This window comes from Methylobacterium sp. E-025 (genome assembly GCF_022829705.1).
Classification (GTDB): Bacteria; Pseudomonadota; Alphaproteobacteria; order Rhizobiales; family Beijerinckiaceae; genus Methylobacterium.
The window spans coordinates 18,668-36,130 of the sequence record NZ_JAKSYR010000195.1 but is presented as its reverse complement, the minus strand read 5'-3'; the positions used below and the strand labels follow the sequence as shown (position 1 = coordinate 36,130).

Sequence of the window (17,463 nt, the reverse complement as noted above, 5' to 3'; positions counted from 1 at the left end):
CGCCGCGGGGAACCGGGAACCGCATGTCCGAGGACAACACGACGCCGCCGCGGCGTCTCGCCGCCATCGCCCTGATCGGGAGCCTGCTCGCCCCGCCCGCCGCGGCGGCCGAGCCCGCAGGGCCGCTGACGATCGCCCGGCAGGGCAGCTTCTTCGTCGGCGGTCGCAGCGTCGCCTCCGACACCCTCTCGACGCTGCCGGCCTACGCACCCTCGGGCACGATCAGCGTCGACCAGGTCTACGTGCGCTACCAGATCCCGGTGGAGGCCAAGCGCCCGGCGATCGTCCTGATCCACGGCTGCTGCCTCACGGGCAAGACCTGGGAGACGACGCCGGACGGGCGCATGGGCTGGGACGAGTTCTTCGTCCGCGCCGGGTTCCCGACCTACGTGATCGACCAGGCCGGTCGCGGCCGCTCGGCGGTGGACCCGTCCAGGATCAACGCGGTGAAGACCGGCCAGGCGGCGCCCGAGACGCTGCCGCCGGTGGTGTCGGCCGGCCAGGAGCCGGCCTGGGCGATCTTCCGCTTCGGCCCGAAATATCCGGAGGTGTTTCCCGGGATGCAGTTCCCGCTGGAGGCGCAGGCCGAGTTCTGGAAGCAGATGGTCGCCGACTGGGCCGCGACCCTGCCGACCCCGAACCCGACCGTGCCGGCCTTGTCCGAGCTGGCCAAGACGATCGAGAAAACCGGGCTCGACGGCGCGATCCTGATCAGCCACTCGCAATCGGGCATCTACCCGTTCCAGACCGCCGCGCTCGATCGCGCCGGCATCCGCGGCCTCGTGGCGATCGAGCCGGCCGCCTGCCCCGATCCCGCCAAGGACGACCTGGCACCCTACAGGGACCTGCCGATCCTCGTGCTGTGGGGCGACTACGTCGAGCGCGTGCCGCGCTGGGCCACGCGGCTGAAGCTCTGCCGCGCCTTCGTCGAGGCCGCCAACAAGGCCGGCGGCATGGCGGAGCTGGTCCTGCTGCCCGACGTCGGCATGGCGGGCAACTCGCACATGCTGATGCAGGACAGGAACAGCCTCGACGTGGCCGCATGGCTGGCCGCCTGGCTCGACGCGCACGTGCCGCCGCGCCCGTGACGGTGGGCCGGCTCCGTCAGCCGGCCGCCTCGTCCTTCAAGGCCTGCAGCCCCTCGCGATAGGTCGGGAAGGCGAGGTCGACGCCGAGTTCCGCGCGGATCAGGCGGTTCCGCACGCGCTTGTTCTCGCCGTAGAAGCTGCGTGCCATCGGCGAGAGGTCGGCGGTCTCGAAGTCGACCTCCGGCGGGAGGGGCAGGCCGGTGAGCGCCGCGGCGTATTCCGTGACGGTCTGGGGTGGCGCCGGCTCGTCGTCGGTGACGTTGTAGACCGCGCCGTTGCGCGGCCGGTCGAGCGAGGCGAGCAGCGTCGTGGCGATGTCGTCGATGTGGATGCGGTTGAAGACCTGCCCCGCCTTGACGATGCGCTGGGATCGGCCGTCGCGCAGCTTCACGATCGGGTTGCGGCCCGGGCCGTAGATGCCCGACAGCCGGAACACCTGCACCGCCTTGCCGGTCTCGGCGCCGAGCGCCCGCCACGCGTTCTCGACGGCCAGCCGCCCTTGCGAGCGCGCGCTCTTCGGAGTCGCCGGCGCGGTCTCGTCGATCCAGGCGCCGCCCTGGTCGCCGTAGACGCCGATCGTCGAGAGGTAGCCGATCCAGCCGATCCGGCTCCGGGCGATGTCGTCGCGGAACCGCCGCAGCACCGGGTCGCCGTCGCGGTCGGGCGGGACCGAGACGAGCAGCGCGTCGGCCGCCGCGAGGTCGGCGGGGATGCGCGGGTCGTCGGCCTCGGGGCCGAAGGCCCTCATCGACAGCCCGGTCTCCGCTTCGATCGCGCGGGCCTTGTCCGGCTCGGTCACCGTCGCGACGATCTGGGGAAACCGGCCGCGCGCGCATTCCGAGAAACGCCGGGCCGAGAAGCCGAGGCCGAAGACGAACAGGGTCATGATGGCATCTCCGCGGGCGGGTCGAGCGCGGCACGCCACTCGGCCCGAACGTCCGGATCGGTCTCGCCGAGCCCGTGGCGTTCGTAAAGGGGACGGCAGGCCGCGGCGCCGAGAAGCCTGCCGCAGGCCCAGACCGCCATGCCCCGCACGATCGCGGCCGGGTCCGCGAGGTTCTGCACGGCGGAGGACGCCAGCGCCGGGTCTCCCGAGTTGCCGACGGCGATGAGGACGTTGCGCAGGAAGCGGTCGCGGCCGGTGCGCTTCACCGGCGTCCCGGCGAAGCGCCTGCGGAAGGCGGCGTCGTCGAGGGCGGCGAGCTCGGCCAGCGGCGGCGCGTCGAGGCCGGGATCGGCGGCCATGCGCGCGTCCTGCGCGACGCGGGCGAACTTGTTCCAGGGGCAAACGGCGAGGCAGTCGTCGCAGCCGAACACCCGGTTGCCGATGGCGGTGCGGAACTCCGCGGCGATCGGGCCGGCATGCTCGATCGTCAGGTAGGAGATGCAGCGGCGCGCATCGAGCCGGTAGGGGCCCGGGAAGGCGTTGGTCGGGCAGATGTCGAGGCAGGCGCGGCACGAGCCGCAATGGTCGGGCTCGGGCGCGTCCGGCTCCAAGTCGGCCGAGGTGTAGATCGCGCCGAGCAGCAGCCAGTTGCCGTGATCGCGCGACAGCAGCACCGTGTGCTTGCCCTGCCAGCCGAGGCCGGCCGCCGCGGCCAGGGGCTTCTCCATCACCGGGGCGGTGTCGCAGAACACCTTCACCCGCACGTCGCCCTTGGCCGAGAGGTAGCCGCCGAGCTCCTTCAGCCGGCCCTTCACCACCTCGTGATAGTCGCGGCGCTGGGCGTAGGCCGCGATCGCGCCGCGATCCTTCTTCGCGAGCAGATCGAGCGGGTCGGTCTCCGGTCCGTAGTTCGTGGCGAGCACGATGATGCTGCGCACCCCCGGCCACAGGGTTTTGGGCGATGCACGCTGGTCGGCGCGGTCTTCCATCCAGCCCATCGTGCCGTGGGCGCCCTCGCCCAGCCACGCGGCGAGGCGTCCGGGCAATTCCGGCACCGCCTCCGGGCGGGTGACCTGCAGGTCGCAGAAGCCCAGGTGGCGGGCGCGGACCTCGACGAGGCGGCGCAGGTCCCGGCCTGCGAAGATGCGGCGGTCGGTCAGAAATCCAGGTCCGCGTAATGCCCGGCCGGCGGCATGCCCGCGACCCGGTCGGCGAGCAGCGCGCGGAAGGAGGGCCGCGATTTCACCCGGGCGTACCAGTCGCGCGCGGTCTCGTCCTCGTCCCACGGCACGTCGCCGAGGTAGTCGACGCAGCTCAGGTGCGCCGCGGCGGCGAGGTCGGCATAGGTCAGGTGGTCGCCGGCGATCCAGCGGCGCCGCGCCATCAGGTAGCCGATGTACTTCAGGTGGTAGCGGACGTTGGTGCGGGCGGCGCGGATCGCGTTCATGTCCGGCGGGCCGCCGCCGGTGGCGCTGGTCATGAAGCGCTTGGCGATCTTCTCGGTCACGAGGTAGCCGGTCACCTCCGCCTCGAACTTGACCAGGAACCAGTCCATCAGCCGGCGCACCTCGACCCGCTCGGCCGGATGGTCCGGCATCAGCCGGCGCCCGGTGAGGCCGAGGCCGCGGGTCTCGTCGAGGTATTCCGCGATGATGCCGCCGCCGGGCACGACCAGGCCGCCCTGCTCCATCAGCACCGGCGTGGTGCCGGCCGGGTTGATCAGCAGGAACTCGTCGCGCCTGTCCCAGGGCCGCTCCTCGACGAGGCTCGGCTCCAGGCCCATCTCGGCCAGGACGAGGCGGATGAAGCGCGAGTTGGCGCAGAAGGGAAAGTGATAGAGCGTCGCCATCGAGGCCGTTGTCGGACTGAAAAGGGCCGGCGGGACGCGCCGCACGGGACACCCGCGGGACCGAGCGTGGGATGATCATGATTGCTCGATCGTTGCCGCCTCATTAACACGCCGCACGGAACGCGGTAACCGCTCGTTCACCATCGTCGGCGAAGCCTGTGGGCGTCGCGCCGCGGGCGGCGATTCCATTTCCTCAGGCCGGTCGCCGGCCGGCGCGGCGCGAACGGTCGAGACCAGCGATGATGCGAGATCTGCGATGATGGATGCGATGAGCATCGCGAAGGCGGTCGTGCTCGCGGTCGTCGAGGGCGCGACCGAGTTCATCCCGGTCTCCTCCACCGGGCACCAGCTCCTGGTCGGGCACTTCATCGGGTTCCACTCGCCCAACAACACCTTCGAGGTGCTGATCCAGCTCGGCGCGATCCTGGCGATCCTGGCGGTGTATTTCCGCCGGCTGCTCGGCATCGCGTTCGCCCTGCCGAACGACCCGCAGGCGCGCCGGTTCGTGCTGGGCATCCTCCTCGCCTTCCTGCCGGCGGCGATCATCGGCGGCCTGTTCTCGAAGGTGATCAAGGCCTACCTGTTCAATCCGTGGATCGTCTGCGCGACCCTGGTCGCGGGCGGGCTCGTGCTGCTCGTCCTGGACGACACCGATCTCGAGGTGAAGAAGACCGACGTCTACGACTTCACCCTGCCGATGGACCTGAAGATCGGCATCTTCCAGTGCCTGGCGATGATCCCGGGCGTGTCGCGCTCCGGCGCCACCATCGTCGGCGCGATGCTGATGGGCGCCGACAAGCGCTCCGCCACCGAGTTCTCGTTCTACCTCGCGATGCCGACCATGGCCGGCGCCTTCGCCAAGGACCTGCTCGACAACTACAAGAACCTCAACGGCGACGACGTCGGGCTGATCGTCATCGGCTTCGTGGTGGCCTTCGTCTCGGCCCTCGTCGTGGTGCGGACGGTGCTCGACTACGTCTCCCGCCACGGCTTCTGGCTGTTCGCGTGGTGGCGCATCATCGTCGGCTCGGCGGGCTTCGCCGGCCTGATCATCTTTGGATAAAAAATACGATCGCCGCCGTCGATTGCCTCGCCAGCGGGGCCGTGCGAGGGCAGACGGATGGGGAGAGCGGGCGAAAGACCCGCATCCCGGCACCGTTTGAAGGCCCTCCGCGATGGAAGACAGACCGCTTGCCGACCTCTTCGAGCCCGCGACCCGCGCGCGCTGGCTCGGCCTCGTCGAGGGCGTTCTGAAGGGCGCCGACTACGAGAAGCGCCTCGTCTCCAAGACGGCGGACGGCCTGCGCATCGAGCCGCTCTACGAGGCGGCCGAGCCCGTGCCGCAGCCGGTCCGCGCGGCCGGCCCGTGGCGCATCGCCCAGCGGGTCGACCATCCCGAGATCGAGCAGGCGAACCGGCAGGCGCTGGCCGACCTCGAAGGCGGCGCCGATGCGCTGACCCTGGTGTTCTCCGGCGCGCCGGCGGCCCACGGCTACGGCCTGACCGCACGCACGGTCGAAGAGCTGGAAGCCGCGCTCGCCGGCGTGATGCTGCCGCTGATCGGGTTGCGCGTCGACGCCGGCCCGCTCGGGCTGGAGGCGGCCCGCCTCGTGGTCGAGCTGGCGAAGGCGCGCGGCGAGGACCTGTCGGCCTGCGACCTCAACCTCGGTATCGATCCGGTGGGCACGCTCGCCGCCTCGGGCAGCCTCGGGGCGGTGTGGTCCGAGATCGCGCCGAAGCTCGGGCAGGCGGTGAAGGACTTCGACGCCGCCGGCTTCACCGGGCGCGCGCTCCTGGCCGACGGGCGGCCCTATCACGAGGCCGGCGCCGGCGAGGCGGCCGAGCTGGGCGCGGTGCTCGCCACGGCCGTGACCTATCTCCGGGCGCTGGAGGCGGAAGGGGTGTCGCTGGAACGGGCCCGCGACGCGGTCGGGATCCTGCTCGTGACCGACGCGGACGAGTTCCTCACCATCGCGAAGTTTCGGGCGATGCGCCGGCTCTGGGCCCGCATCGAGCAGGCCTGCGGGCTCGCTCCGAAGCCGCTGCGGCTCCAGGCCGAGACCGCGTGGCGGATGATGACCCGGCGCGACCCCTTCGTGAACATCCTGCGGACCGCGATGGCGGCGACCGGGGCCGGGCTCGGCGGCGCCGACGCCGTCACCGCCCTGCCCTACACCCAGGCGCTGGGTCTCCCTGACGCCTTCGCCCGGCGGGTGGCGCGCAACAGCCAGATCGTGCTGATCGAGGAATCGAACCTCGCCCGCGTCGCCGATCCGGCCGCCGGCGCCGGCGGCTTCGAGAGCCTGACCGCGCAGCTGGCCGAGGCCGGCTGGGAGGCGTTCCGGGCGATCGAGCGCGAGGGCGGCATCGTCGCCTCGCTCAGCGTCGGCAAGCTCCAGCGCCGGATCGAGATCACCCGGGAGACGCGGGCGAAGAACGTCGCGACGCGGCGCGAGGCGCTGACCGGCGCCACCGAATTCCCCTACCTCGCCGAGAAGCCGGTCGCGGTGCTCGACGTGGCGCCCGTCGCCGCCCCCCCGGCGGCGAGCTTCGGCAGCGGAACGGCGGTCGCCTGCGACGCCCTGCCGTCACAGCGGCTCGCCGAGCCCTACGAGGCCCTGCGCGACGCCTCCGACGGCTTCCTCGACAAGACCGGGAAGCGCCCGCAGGTGTTCTTGGCCAATCTCGGCCCGGTCGCGGTGTTCAACGCCCGCTCGACCTTCGCCGCCAACGCCTTCGCCGCCGGCGGCATCGAGGCGCTGAGCAACGACGGGTTCCCCGACGATGCGAGCCTCGCCGAGGCGTTCAAGGTCTCGGGTGCGGCGCTCGCCTGCCTGTGCTCCTCCGACGCCGTTTACGAAGCCCGCGCCGTCTCCGCGGCGAAGGCCCTGGCGGCGGCCGGCGCCGGGACGATCTACCTCGCGGGCAAGCCGGGGGCGGATCTCGCCGAACCGCTCGCGGCGGCGGGCGTCCACGGCTTCCTCCATGCCGGCGGCGACCTCCTGACGCTGCTGAACGACGCCCTGAGGCGGGCCGCCCGCGCCTGAGCGGGGAAATCGGCAACCGATCCGGCCGTCGCGTGTTTCGAAGCGGACATGCCTGCACGCCCGCGCGGTGCGTGCCGGGCACTCGACACGCTCGCCCGATCGGGATCCGATGAAAGCACTGACGCTGGCCTCCGCCTTCCTCATCCTCGCAGCCGCCGGCCTCAGCCCCGCCGACGCGGCCCGGAAGAAGGTCCAGATCCCCGACCGCTACGACGGCAACTGGAGCATCGAGGTCATCACCGAATCCGGCATCTGCGACCGGGCCTATCGCTACGGCGTGCGGATCCAGCGCGGCGAGGCCAGCTATCCCGGCGGCGATTTCGCGATCAGCGGCCGGGTCGCGACCAACGGGTCGGTGCGCGCGACGATCTCGAACGGGTCGGCGACCGCCAACGTCGTCGGGCGCCTCGGCCGCCAGGGGACCGGCGCCGGCACCTGGTCGACCCAGGGCGGCCCCGAATGCAGCGGTCGCTGGAACGCCGAGCGCCGCGGCTAGGACGCTCCCAGGCGAAACCGGCGGTCGAAGCGGCGGTGGCGGGGGCGCTGCTGTGACGCGGAAGCGACGATGGCGCAGGATCGCGCCCGGCGCGTGCGCTGCGGCGCGGACGGCCCTGTTCCCGACAAAATCCCTGGGGAATACTCGCCTCGATCGATCACTCGTTCGAGGCTTCCCGCGCCATGAAGACCCCGCTGCTCGGTGCGCTCGCATTCCTCCTCGCCCTCGCGCCGGCCACGGCGCGCGAGCGTTCGAAGCCCGAGGCGGACAAGGTGCTGGCGCCGCTGCAGCAGGCCGCGACCGATTGCTTCGCCGAGACGGTGATGGCCAACCCGGGCGCGATGAACCACGCCCGCGCCGGTCGCTGGTTCCAAGCCGCCGGCGTGATCGGCTTTCTCTGCCGTCCCGAGGTCGACGCGATGATCGCGGCGCATGATCGCCTCTACGGCGGCGGCACCGGCGCCAAGTTCTTCAAGGGCGCCTACGCCCGCCATCTCGACCAGCAGCTCGCGCTCCGCCTCCAGCCGATGCTGGAGCGCAAGACTGTCGCCAGCGCCGAGCCGCCGGCCGACAAGGCCGCCGCCGACGAGGCCCCGGGCGAGTGACGCCGCGCGCGTGACGGCGCGGCGATGCCCTACGAGCTCTATTACTGGCCGATGCTGCAGGGCCGCGGCGAGTTCGTGCGCCTCGCCCTGGAAGAGGCCGGCGCGGCCTACGTCGACGTCGCCCGCGAGGCGGAGACCGACGGTCTCGGCCTGCCGGCGCTGACGCGGATCCTGGAGAATCTCGACGAGCCGCGCCCGGCCTTCGCACCGCCCTTCCTGCGCGACGGCGACGTGGTCGTCGGGCAGACGGCGGCGATCCTGCTCTATCTCAGCCCGCGGCTCGGGTTGGCCGGAGCGGCCGAGGGCGAGCGGATCTGGACGCACCAGATCCAGCTCACCATCGCCGACATGGTGGCCGAGGCGCACGACACCCACCACCCGATCGCGGCCGGCCTCGCCTACGAGGCCCAGACGACCGAAGCCGCGCGCCGCGCCGCGCATTTCCGCGCCGACCGCATCCCCGAGTTCTTGGCGTGGTTCGAGCACGTGCTCACCCGCAACGACGGCACCCACCTCGTCGGCGATCGCCTGAGCTACGCCGACCTGTCGCTGTTCCAGCTGATCGACGGGCTGCGCTACGCCTTCCCGAAGGCGATGGCGGCGCGGCTCCCCGACCATCCGCGCGTGGCCGCGCTGCACGCGACGGTCGCGGTGCGCCCGCGGATCGCGGCCTACCTCGCGAGCCCGCGCCGGATCCCGTTCAACGAGCAGGGCATCTTCCGCCGCTACGCCGCGCTCGACGGATGACGCCGGGGCGGCGGCCCTGAGCGATCTTGGGGCGCCGACGCGAGGACTGCGATCAGCTGGACGCGGTCGACCGCCCCGCCGTCACCGTGAGACGCAGGCCGGCTTCCTTCTGAACGGTGCCAAGGATCGAGAACAAGTTGCTGGCCGTCGGGTTTCCGGCGGCGCTGAGCATCCGCATCAAGCTCTTCGTCGAGGAGCCGGTTTCGGTGGCAAGGCGCTCGAACCCGATGGTCGCGTGGATGTAGTCGCGCAACACCGTCTTGCCGACGTCGATCTCGCCGGCAAGGAAGCTCTCGACCGCCTCCGTCAGCAGGGCCTCCCGAAAGGCCGGATCGCGCGCGGCACGCGCCTTCACAGTGTCCTTGAAACTTCGCGTGAGCGGCATCAGCGTCCTTGCGCCTTGCGGTGCTTGTGGCGACCCAATTCTCGATCGCCCGATCGATGTCGGCTTGCTGACAGCGCTTCGTGCCGCCGCAGAGCAGAATGATCAATGTTTCGCCGTCTCTGCCGAAATACAATCGGTAGCCCGGACCGAAATCGAGCCGGTATTCCTGCACCCCCGAGCCGACGGATTCGACATGGGAGAGATTGCCCTTCTCGATCCGTGCCAGCGCGATCGTCACCTTGGCCGCAGCGAACGGATCGAGCCTGCCGAACCAGTCGGCGAACGGCGATCGATGGGAATCGTCGATGAATTCTAGGATCTTCACTCAGGATAGTACCATATAGGGTACCATACAAGGCGACATCGTTCCGCTCGTCAGCGTTGCCCGTCTCACGAGGCCGCCTTCTCCCCCCGCCCGCGATACGACAGCGCTTCGGCGAGGTGGAGGCGGCGAACCGTGGGCTCGCCGTCGAGGTCGGCGAGCGTGCGGGCGACGCGCAGCGTCCGGTGGAAGCCGCGGGCGGTCAGCCGCATGCTCTCGGCGGCGGTGCGGATCAGCGCGGCGCCGTCGGCATCTGGGGCGGCGACCCGCTCGATCAGGCTGGCCGGGCAGGTCGCATTGGTGGTGCCCGCGGCCAAGCCCGCGGCGTCGTAGCGCGCGGTCTGGCGGTCGCGCGCTGCCGCGACCCGCGAGGCGGCCTCGCGCGAGCCCTCGGCCGGCGGCGGCAGGATCAGGTCGGCGGCGGTCACCGCCGCGACCTCGATGCGCAGGTCGATCCGGTCGAGCAACGGCCCGGAGATGCGGGCGCCGTACTGCGCCATGCAACGTTCGTTCGGGCCACGTCGGCAGGCATAGCCCGGCTCCAGCGCCTGCCCGCACCGGCACGGGTTCATCGCGGCGACCAGCTGGAAGCGGGCCGGGTAGGTGACGCGGTGGTTGGCCCGCGCGATCATGATCTCGCCGGTCTCCATCGGCTGGCGCAGCGAATCGAGGACCTGCGGCGTGAACTCGGGAAGCTCGTCGAGGAACAGCACGCCGCCATGGGCCAGGGAGGCCTCGCCCGGTCGCGCGTTGATCCCGCCGCCGACGAGCGCCGCCATCGAGGCCGAATGGTGCGGCTGCCGGAACGGGCGCCGGTCCGACAGCCGCCCCTCCTTCAGCTCCCCGGCCACCGACTGGATCATCGAGACCGCGAGCAGCTCGCGCGGCGTCAGCGGCGGCAGGATCGAGGGCAGGCGCGCGGCGAGCATCGACTTGCCCGCCCCGGGCGGCCCGTTGAACAAGAGGTTGTGGCCGCCGGCGGCCGCGATCTCCAGTGCGCGCTTGGCGCCCTCCTGGCCCTTGATGTCGCGGAGGTCCGGCAGGGGCGCCCCGGGAGCGGCGACCGCCGGCACCGGCCGGGCCATCACCTGCGTGCCCTTGAAGTGGTTGGCGAGCTGGATGAGCGAGCGCGGCGCCAGCACGTCGAGGTCGCCGCCGGCCCAGGCCGCCTCGGGCCCGGTTGCGGCCGGGCAGATCAGCCCGAGCCCGCGCGCAGCCGCCGCCATCGCCGCCGGCAGCACGCCGTTGACCGCGGTGATCGTGCCGTCGAGCGCCAGCTCGCCCAGCACGCAGTAGCCGGCGAGCGCGTCGGCCGGCAGCGCGCCGATCGCCGCCATCACGCCCAGCGCGATCGGCAGGTCGTAGTGCGAGCCCTCCTTGGGCAGATCCGCGGGGGCGAGGTTCACGGTGATGCGCTTGGCCGGCATCGCCAGCCCCGAGGCGATCAGCGCGCCGCGCACGCGCTCGCGCGATTCGCCTACCGCCTTGTCGGCGAGGCCGACCACGGTGAAGTTCACCGCGCCGGGGATGATCTGCACCTGGACGTCGACGGCACGCGCCTCGATGCCCTCGAAGGCGACGGTGGCGACGCGGGTGACCATGACGTGAGGAGCCTTCGGCTTACGGGAAAGTAAGCCTAGGCGGCGCCTATGAGCCTGACAACCTCAGGAACCGGCTCCTCGCGCGGCTGTTCTCCGCCGGTCGACAACCACGAAGGGAAACCGCCATGCGCCCGACTTCCACCGTCCTCGCCCTCGTCCTCGCTGCCGGCCTATCCGGTGCGGCGCGGGCCGACGAGAAGCTGCCGCCGGACCAGCAGGCCAAGGTCGAGGCGATGCTGAAGCAGGAAGGCTTCACCCAGTGGAAGGAGATCGAGCTGGACGACGGCATGATCGAGGTCGACGATGCCGTCGACGGCTCCGGCAAGCAGTTCGACCTGAAGCTCGATCCGAAGACCCTCGCCATCGTCAAGCGCAAGGCCGAGTAGCGCAGGGACGATGCGGGCGCCGTGCGGCTCTGCCGACCGGCGCCCACCCTGCCAGGGGTCGAAATCCGACGCTTGGTACCTGTAGCCAAACCTCCGAGAAGAGTGGCAACCGGACCCCGGCCGTTTGCCCCGAAGCGGACGTTTTGCCTTCAATCCAAGCCTGCCGTCGAGGTGTAGGCGAGGTTCGGGACTGGGCACGTCGCAGAGGCCGAGGCGCTGAAGACCAAGAGCCAATGCATCTTTAACGTGTGTGTGCTGCTGTGTGGGCGTTCGGGGGAACGCGCTCGCAAACGGTACCTGAATGGCTCGGCAAAGCCGCACCCACGCGTACCGTGTCCCCTACTGGCAGCGCGCGCTGCAGACCTGGCAACGCTTCCATGCGGATCGCCGCGGTGCAGTCGCTCTGATCTTCGCGTTGACCAGCGTGGTCCTCCTTGGCTTGGTTGGCGGCGGCATCGATTACAGCCGCATAGCCTATCGCCGTAGCCAATTGCAGAGCGCCGTCGACAATGCCACGCTCGCGGCAGGTAATGCCCTGAAGCTCGCGCCATCGAATTCGACTGCGGTGGCCAGCATCGTTCAGCGGATCATCATCGAAAATGCACCCTCCCCGCCTGATCGGCCCCTGACCGTGCAGGTTTCGGTCACCAGTGACAAGACCGGCGTCTCAGCCAGCGCGACCGACAATTTCAAGCTCACCTTCGGAGCCTTCGTCGGCGTGAAGGTGGTGCCGATCACAGCCCGCTCGACCGCGACGGTCATGGGCAAGATGCGCCTGTGCCTGCTCACCCTCGATCCCGCTGCTACGGGTAGCCTGCATCTGGAGAAGAACGCGAACCCGTCGGCGACGTCTTGCTCCCTTTATGCCAACTCCAAAGATGCCAAGGCCATTCAGGGTGACGACAACGCCATCGCCAAGGCTGACAGGATCTGCAGCGTCGGTGGATCGAGCACAGCCCGCGCCAACTTCGCGCCGCCTGTGACCCCGGGTTGCCCTGCGATCAACGATCCTTTGGCCAGCATCGTGACCGCACCGCCCCCCGGGGGCTGCGTGACGGTGAGTTCGGCGGCCGGCCCTGGCCCAGGAAAGGGACCGGGAGGACCAGCAGCCGGCAACGTTGCGGTGACGGCCAGCACGACGCTTGATCCCAGCACGTATTGCGGCGGCCTGCACATCACCGGAACGGCCAAGGTCACGCTCAACCCGGGCGTCTACATCATCAAGGACGGTCCGCTGATCGTGGATCAGCAAGCCAGCATGTCGGGTCAGAATGTCGGGTTCTATTTCATGGGCGACGCCGCTGGTCTGCGGTTCGATGCCAACACCACGATCAGCCTGTCGGCGCCGGTGAGCGGCCCCCTGGCGGGCTTCCTGATGACAGAGCAGCCGAGCGTGTCCGCGCCGGTTCCACCACCACCGGGCCCGAAAGGCTCACCCCCGCCCCCGCCATCTCCCCCCTCGAAGCCGCTGCGCGAGTACCGTATCATCAGCAACAATGCCCGCACGATGCTGGGCACGATCTACCTGCCAGCCGGTCGGCTCATCATCGACGGCAGCGCGGCCGTGAGCGATCAGTCGGCCTACACGGTCATCGTCGTGCAGCTCCTCGACCTCTACGACGGTCCAACACTGTATCTGAACGCAAACTACGACGCGACGAGCGTGCCGGTGCCCAAGGGTGTCGGGCCCGTCAACGGCAAGGTCGTCCTTACACAATAGAACACTGGCTGCCAGAGATCTATCCAACCCGACCGTAGGCCTTTGCCTCGTCGACAGTCGCAAGCGACCTTTCTGATGTTTGCAAAGGGTCGAATGCGGACCCTCGATGTAGGTACCACTCGTCAGGGTTCGACCATCAACGATCGCCCCCCCGGCGCTCGGCGAACGAAATCGCCGTCGCACGGATCACCTCGGCGGCCCGCTCGGCGCCGGCGCGGTCGACGTCGAGATGGGTCGTGACCCGGATCTGGCTGCCGATGGCGCGGATGCGGACGTCGTGCGCGAGGCAGGCTTCGGCGAAGTCCGAGGCGGTGACGCCGAGGCCGGCGACGCCGAAGCACAGGATGTTCGATTGCCCGGCCGTCGGGTCGAAATGCAGGCCGGGCACGTCGGCGATCGCCGCGTGGATCAGCCGGATATGCGCGTTGTCGGTCTTCAGCTGATCGACGTGGTGGTCGAGCGCGTAGAGGCCGGCGGCCGCGATCACGCCGGATTGGCGCATGGCGCCGCCGAGGCGGTACTTCCAGCGCCACGCCTCGACGACGAAGTCGCGGGCGCCGCACAGCACCGCGCCGACCGGGCAGCCGAGACCCTTGCTGAGGTCGAGCCAGACGCTGTCGAACCCCTCGGCGTAGTCCTTCGCCGGGATGCCGGTGGCGGCCACCGCATTGAGGAGACGGGCGCCGTCGATATGCGCCTTGAGGCCGTGCGCGCGGGCGATGTCGCGGATCGCCCGCATGTCGGCCAGCTCCCAGACCGAGCCTCCGGAGAAGCTGGTGGTCTGCTCGATGGAGACGAGGGCGCTGCGCGGCGCGGTGCGCGCCGGCGGACGGATCGCGGCCCGGAACGCCTCGGGCGTGTAGACGCCTGCCGGCGTCGGGAGCGCCCTCACCGAGACACCGCCGATCGCGGCCGAGCCGGCGGCTTCCGTGTTGTAGATGTGCGACTGGTCGTCGACCACGATCTCGTCGCCGGCCCGGGTCTGCACCAGGATCGAGACCAGGTTGCACATCGTGCCGGAGGGCATGAACACGCCGTCCTCCTGGCCGAGCAGCGCCGCGACCCGGTCGCAGAGCTCGCGCGTCGTCGGGTCGGAATCCGACTGCTCGTCGCCCACCACCGCGCGCGCCATCGCCTCCCGCATGCCCGGCGTCGGCCGCGTCTGGGTGTCGCTGTAGAGATCGATCGTCACGGGAAGGCTTGCCTCTGGGCGGGGTTGCGGCGCCATAGTGCCATGACCGCGCGGGATCGCGAAGGCGATGCGCGCCATCTTTCCCTAAAAATGAATTTTGAATACATTTAGGAGAGGCGGCCGCGTTCGGTCGCACGGAGGGCCGAGCAGGTGGCGGTTGGAACGGCGCCCCAGGGTGCACGACAGGGCGCACGCGTCGCGGGGCGGAACGGAGCGGGTCTTGCGCGGCGTCTCGCCGAGGCGTTGCAGGGCGAGGCCCGGTTCGACGCCTTCACGCGCGGACGCTACGCGACGGATGCCTCGATCTACCAGATCATGCCGGCCGGCGTGGTGCTGCCGCGGAGCGCGGCCGACATCGCCGCGACCCTGACGATCGCCGCCGAGCACGGGGTGCCCGTGATCATGCGCGGCGGCGGCACCTCGCAGAACGGGCAGCCGATCGGCTCCGGGCTGGTGGTCGACTGCTCCCGCCACTTCAACGGCATCCGCGACTACGACTCCGAGTCCGGCACCGTCACCGTCGAGCCGGGGATGGTGCTGGAGCGCCTGAACACCCGCGTGAAGGCCGACGGCTGGTTCTTCCCGGTCGAGCCCTCGACGGCGACCCGCTGCACCATCGGCGGCATGGCCGGCAACAATTCCTGCGGCGCCCGCTCGCTGCGCTTCGGCAAGATGAGCGACAACGTGCTCGCCATGGAGGCGCTGTTCCACGATGCGGAGGCGTTCGGCTTCGGGCTGACCGGCAACGCGTCCGACGGCGTCACCGGCTCGGCCCGCGCGGAAGACCTCGCGCGCAAGATGATCGCGCTTGCCGAATCGGAGCGCCAGGAAATTCGAGACAAATACCCGAAGGTCCAGCGCCGGGTCGGCGGCTACAACCTCGATGCCCTGATCGAGGCGCGGCCGAACCTCGCCCACCTGCTGGTCGGCTCCGAGGGCACCCTGGCGGCGACCACCTCGGTGACGCTGAAGCTGTCGCGGCTGCCGGCGCACCGGGTGATGGGGGTGTGCCACTTCCCGTCGTTCCGCGCCGCGATGGAGACCACGCGGCACATCGTCGACCTCGACCCCGTGGCGGTGGAGCTCGTCGACAACAACGTGCTGGTGCTCGGCGCCGACATCCCGCTGTTTCGCGCGACGCTCGCCGACATCACCCGCGGCACGCCGAACTGCCTTCTGCTCGCGGAGTTCGCCGGCGAGGATCTCGCCGGGCTGAAGCGCGACCTGAAGCGCCTCGACGCCTGCATGGCCGACCACGGCTTCCCCGACGCAGTGGTCGAGATCCACGAGCCGTCGCGCCAGAAGTCCGTATGGGAGGTGCGCGAGGCCTGCCTCAACATCATGATGTCGATGAAGGGCGACGCGAAGCCGGTCTCGTTCATCGAGGATTGCGCGGTGCCGCTCGAGCACCTCGCCGACTACACCGACGCCGTCACCGACGTGTTCACCAAGCACGGCACGCGGGGCACCTGGTACGCCCACGCCTCGGTCGGCTGCCTGCACGTCCGCCCGATCCTCGACATGAAGCTGGGCGGCGACGTCGCCAAGATGCGCGCCATCGCGGAGGAGACCTCCGAGCTGGTGCGCCGCTACAAGGGCTCGTATTCCGGCGAGCACGGCGACGGCATCTCGCGCTCGGAATACATCGCGCCCCTGTTCGGGCCGCGCCTCGCCCGCGCCTTCGACGCGGTGAAGGACGCGTTCGACCCGGAGAACCGCCTGAACCCGGGCAAGATCGTGCGCCCGCTCAGGATGGACGACCGCACGCTGATGCGGTTCGCGCCGGACTACCGGGTGAGCGAGCCGCAGGCGACGGCCCTCGACTGGCCCGAGGCCGGCGGCTTCGGCGGCGCCGTCGAGATGTGCAACAACAACGGCACCTGCCGGAAGCTCGCCGGCGGGGCGATGTGCCCGTCCTACCGCGTCACGCGCGAGGAGCAGCACCTGACCCGCGGACGGGCGAACTCCCTGCGGCTGGCGATCTCGGGCCAGCTCGGCAAGGACGCGTTCACGTCGCCCGAGATGAAGCGCACGATGGACCTCTGCGTCTCGTGCAAGGCCTGCCGCCGCGAATGCCCGACCGGCGTCGACATGGCGCGGATGAAGGTCGAGTTCCTGCACCACTACCACGCCCGCCACGGCCTGCCGCTGAAGGACCGGCTGATCGGCGCGATGCCGCACTACGCCGGCATCGCCGCCCGGCTCGCGCCGCTGCTCAACCTGCGCGACCGGGTGCCGGCGCTGGCGCGGATCTCCGAGCAGGTCGCCGGCCTCTCCGCCCGGCGCTCGCTGCCGCGCTGGCGCAGGCCCTGGAAGGAGACCGGCGAGCCGGCCCATCCGCAGGACGTGGTGGGCGAGCACCGCGACGTGATCCTGTTCGGCGACACCTTCAACCGCGCCTTCGAGCGCGAGAACCTGGAGGCGGCCGAGCGGGTGCTCGTCGCCGCCGGCTATCGGCTGCACCGCGTCTTTCCCGCCAAGGGCAAACGCCCGCTCTGCTGCGGGCGGACGTGGCTCGCCTCGGGCCAGACCGACCGGGCGCGGGCCGAGGCGCGACGGACGCTCGACGCGCTCCTGCCCTTCGTCAGGGCCGGCGCCCGCGTCGTCGGCCTCGAACCATCCTGCCTGCTCACCTTCCGCGACGAGTTCGTCGCCCTGCTGCCCGGGCCGGACGCGAACCTGCTGGCCAAGCAGAGCCTGCTGATCGAGGAGCTGCTCGCCGCCGACCTCAAGGCCGGCCTGATCGCGCCGGACTTCGCCGACCAGGGGGGCCGCGTCGCGCATCTGCACGGCCATTGCCACCAGAAGTCCTTCGGCGCGATGGGCGCGGTGGAGAGCGTGCTGCGCAGCGTGCCCGGGCTCGACGTGCGCCCGATCGAATCGAGCTGCTGCGGCATGGCCGGCGCCTTCGGCTACGGCGCCGAGACCATCGACACCTCGCTGGCGATGGCCGAGCTGTCGCTGTTTCCGGCCTTGCGCAAGGCCGGCCCCGGCGATCTCGTGGTCGCGGACGGCACCAGCTGCCGCCACCAGATCCACGACGGGCTCGGGTTGGAGGCAGAACATGTGATCAGGATCCTGGACCGAGCCCTGATGCCTCGACACTGATTTCGGAGGCGCCTAAACAGGGGCGCCTCCT

At 70.7% G+C, this 17,463-nt stretch carries 16 protein-coding genes and 1 pseudogene; 9 read left to right on the top strand and 8 right to left on the bottom strand.

Annotation, left to right across the window (positions count from 1 at the left end; genetic code table 11):
- The first annotated feature begins 23 nt into the window (after positions 1-23).
- Positions 24-1,088 carry an esterase gene (locus MKK64_RS27330; protein ID WP_243938870.1) on the top strand — a complete coding sequence of 355 codons (1,065 nt, stop codon included), beginning with the start codon at positions 24-26 and terminating at the stop codon, positions 1,086-1,088.
- Positions 1,089-1,104: 16 nt separating this feature from the next.
- Here MKK64_RS27330 and MKK64_RS27325 read toward each other — a convergent pair whose 3' ends face one another.
- From MKK64_RS27325 to MKK64_RS27310, 4 genes are all read right to left on the bottom strand, one after another.
- Complete coding sequence (locus MKK64_RS27325; RefSeq protein WP_243934971.1) at positions 1,105-1,974, bottom strand: SDR family oxidoreductase; 870 nt, start codon at positions 1,972-1,974, stop codon at positions 1,105-1,107.
- Entirely contained in the window at positions 1,971-3,101 is a 1,131-nt protein-coding gene (gene queG, locus MKK64_RS27320; protein ID WP_279593401.1) for a tRNA epoxyqueuosine(34) reductase QueG, read from the bottom strand. Before queG ends, MKK64_RS27325 begins: the two co-directional genes overlap by 4 nt.
- A 29-nt stretch (positions 3,102-3,130) precedes the next feature.
- Complete coding sequence (locus MKK64_RS27315) at positions 3,131-3,823, bottom strand: glutathione S-transferase family protein (protein ID WP_147727635.1); 693 nt, start codon at positions 3,821-3,823, stop codon at positions 3,131-3,133.
- A 75-nt stretch (positions 3,824-3,898) separates the two neighbouring features.
- Positions 3,899-4,099 (bottom strand): hypothetical protein, encoded by a 201-nt coding sequence (locus MKK64_RS27310; RefSeq protein ID WP_243938865.1) that lies wholly within the window; start codon positions 4,097-4,099, stop codon positions 3,899-3,901.
- On the opposite strand from MKK64_RS27310, the gene MKK64_RS27305 reads away from it, so the two are divergent.
- The 5 genes from MKK64_RS27305 to MKK64_RS27285 all read left to right on the top strand — a co-directional run bounded on the left by MKK64_RS27305 (position 4,083) and on the right by MKK64_RS27285 (position 8,718).
- On the top strand, positions 4,083-4,886 hold the full coding sequence (locus MKK64_RS27305) for an undecaprenyl-diphosphate phosphatase (RefSeq protein WP_147727639.1): 804 nt from the start codon (positions 4,083-4,085) through the stop codon (positions 4,884-4,886). The two genes, MKK64_RS27310 and MKK64_RS27305, sit on opposite strands and share 17 nt — an antisense overlap.
- A gap of 112 nt (positions 4,887-4,998) precedes the next feature.
- A complete protein-coding gene (locus MKK64_RS27300; protein ID WP_243938863.1) occupies positions 4,999-6,870 on the top strand; it encodes a methylmalonyl-CoA mutase subunit beta in 1,872 nt (623 codons plus the stop codon).
- A gap of 109 nt (positions 6,871-6,979) precedes the next feature.
- Positions 6,980-7,366 carry a hypothetical protein gene (locus MKK64_RS27295; protein ID WP_243938861.1) on the top strand — a complete coding sequence of 129 codons (387 nt, stop codon included), beginning with the start codon at positions 6,980-6,982 and terminating at the stop codon, positions 7,364-7,366.
- Between the two features lie 182 nt (positions 7,367-7,548).
- The gene (locus MKK64_RS27290; protein ID WP_147843604.1) at positions 7,549-7,971 is read left to right on the top strand and encodes a hypothetical protein; all 423 of its coding nucleotides are present in this window, start codon (positions 7,549-7,551) and stop codon (positions 7,969-7,971) included.
- 24 nt (positions 7,972-7,995) lie between these two features.
- The gene (locus tag MKK64_RS27285; RefSeq protein ID WP_243938860.1) at positions 7,996-8,718 is read left to right on the top strand and encodes a glutathione S-transferase family protein; all 723 of its coding nucleotides are present in this window, start codon (positions 7,996-7,998) and stop codon (positions 8,716-8,718) included.
- Positions 8,719-8,770: 52 nt separating this feature from the next.
- Here MKK64_RS27285 and MKK64_RS27280 read toward each other — a convergent pair whose 3' ends face one another.
- The 3 genes and pseudogenes from MKK64_RS27280 to MKK64_RS27270 form a co-directional block, all read right to left on the bottom strand.
- The gene (locus MKK64_RS27280; protein WP_147729593.1) at positions 8,771-9,103 is read right to left on the bottom strand and encodes a DNA-binding protein; all 333 of its coding nucleotides are present in this window, start codon (positions 9,101-9,103) and stop codon (positions 8,771-8,773) included.
- A gap of 94 nt (positions 9,104-9,197) precedes the next feature.
- Positions 9,198-9,341, bottom strand: a pseudogene (locus MKK64_RS28525) (type II toxin-antitoxin system RelE/ParE family toxin); the annotation flags it as partial.
- 152 nt (positions 9,342-9,493) lie between these two features.
- Positions 9,494-11,026, bottom strand: coding sequence for a YifB family Mg chelatase-like AAA ATPase (locus MKK64_RS27270; protein WP_243938858.1), 1,533 nt, complete (start codon positions 11,024-11,026; stop codon positions 9,494-9,496).
- Between the two features lie 125 nt (positions 11,027-11,151).
- Here MKK64_RS27270 and MKK64_RS27265 point away from each other — a divergent pair, with 125 nt between their 5' ends.
- Together MKK64_RS27265 and MKK64_RS27260 are read left to right on the top strand one after the other, a co-directional pair.
- Entirely contained in the window at positions 11,152-11,412 is a 261-nt protein-coding gene (locus MKK64_RS27265) for a PepSY domain-containing protein (protein ID WP_147729719.1), read from the top strand.
- A gap of 301 nt (positions 11,413-11,713) precedes the next feature.
- Positions 11,714-13,132: a TadE/TadG family type IV pilus assembly protein gene (locus tag MKK64_RS27260; protein WP_243938856.1), complete on the top strand. Its 1,419-nt coding sequence runs from the start codon at positions 11,714-11,716 to the stop codon at positions 13,130-13,132.
- Positions 13,133-13,268: 136 nt separating this feature from the next.
- Here the strand turns inward: MKK64_RS27260 and MKK64_RS27255 are convergent, their stop codons facing one another.
- Positions 13,269-14,360, bottom strand: a complete 1,092-nt coding sequence (locus MKK64_RS27255; RefSeq protein WP_243938855.1) for a threonine aldolase family protein — start codon at positions 14,358-14,360, stop codon at positions 13,269-13,271.
- A 114-nt stretch (positions 14,361-14,474) separates the two neighbouring features.
- Between MKK64_RS27255 and MKK64_RS27250 the strand changes: the two genes are divergently transcribed.
- Positions 14,475-17,432, top strand: coding sequence for an FAD-binding and (Fe-S)-binding domain-containing protein (locus MKK64_RS27250; protein ID WP_243938852.1), 2,958 nt, complete (start codon positions 14,475-14,477; stop codon positions 17,430-17,432).
- Positions 17,433-17,463 lie beyond the last annotated feature (31 nt).